Origin of the sequence: Bartonella sp. CB10SXKL, assembly GCF_042195515.1 — a bacterium.
GTDB lineage: Bacteria > Pseudomonadota > Alphaproteobacteria > Rhizobiales > Rhizobiaceae > Bartonella.
This window is the reverse complement of sequence record NZ_JBHION010000074.1, coordinates 1-1,442: the sequence shown is the minus strand read 5'-3', so window position 1 is coordinate 1,442 and position 1,442 is coordinate 1. Positions and strand designations below refer to the sequence as shown.

1 protein-coding gene is annotated in these 1,442 nt (G+C 41.3%); it reads left to right on the top strand.

The window, feature by feature from the left end:
* Positions 1–1,442, top strand: a 1,442-nt coding sequence (locus ACFIK3_RS09470; protein ID WP_375676617.1) for an autotransporter outer membrane beta-barrel domain-containing protein, incomplete at both ends; no start/stop codon positions are given.

Genomic DNA, 1,442 nt, shown 5'->3' with positions numbered 1-1,442 from the left:
GAAAAAGATGATGATGGCAATCTCCTTGATATCGCTCAAAGATCTCGTTCTGATATTTCCACGCTTAATCTCGATAACAGCTCTATTATCTTTAATGGACCAACCGAAGATCATTACCAAACATTGCATATAGGTTCTGGTAAACCAGACACGCAAGAAGTCTACAATGCAACGGGTGATGCAAAGATTTACTTCAACACGGCTTGGAGTGATGGTGCTGCAATAAATGACCAAAAAACCGATAGACTTTTGATCCATGGGGATGTCTCTGGCAACACATCAGTTTATGTCACGGGGCGCTTAGAAGAGAACAATATCGAAGCAAATACCTCTGCTGCTGCCAATGTCCGGGGTCTTTCACTTATTCAAGTTTCTGGAAAAGCAGAGGAAAACTCTTTCAAACTGGTAAATGGCTATACCACAAGAGGTGGCTTACCAGATATGTATACACTACGTGCCTATGGACCAGACTCAAGCCAAGGCAACGCCGATATTGCACAAAACCTCTTTGATGAAAAGAATGAAAATTTCTGGGATTTCCGTTTGCAACCCGAACTGCTTGACTCCAATTCTGGTTCAAATCCTGATCCTGAAACAAATATCCCTACCGTTGCACCTGTACCACAAACAGCAAGCTATTTGGTCATGCCAAATGCTCTCTTCTATAGTGGATTAACGGATATGGCTAAACAAAACGCACTCTTAGCCAATATCAGAACATCTGTTTTAGGAAAAGAAGAAGAAAAACAAACCGGTTTCTTCCTATATACTTACGGAAACACAGGAACCTTATCTTCTGAACGCGGACCTCTCAAATATGGTTATGGTGCTGATATCCGCTATGCTGCTCTCCAAGCCGGTGTTACATTCGCAGCATTAGAAGGACAAAATACCACAACACATTTCGGTCTTGTAGGCACCTATGGGCGGCTGTCTTTCACTCCAAAGGATATGGATGATGTAAGTAAGAGCACATTGGATAAATGGTCACTAACAGCTTATGGCAGCGTGCAGCATAACAATGGTTTCTATATGGATACACTGTTATCCTATGGAATTTTAAAAGGAGATATCGGCAATGCTATCATTGGCAAAACCGCAAAATTGCAAAATGCCAAAATGTTGAGTATCTCCACCACTGTTGGCAAAGAGTTTGCAACCGGAATGGAGAGTTTAACATTTGAGCCGCAAGCACAAATTGCCTATCAACATTTGATGTTTAATACCATTGAAGATGCTGATAATTTTACCGTTGATATGAACAATCCTTCTCAATGGTTGATCCGTGTTGGTGGACGTTTGACAAAAACCATTTCCACTGAAAACAACCGTCCGATGTCTTTCTATGGAAAAGTAAACTTGATCAAAACCTTTGGTGATAATGGTACCATCCAGATTGGCAGAGATTTTGACCTTGATCCTATGGGACCTGCAATTGAAGG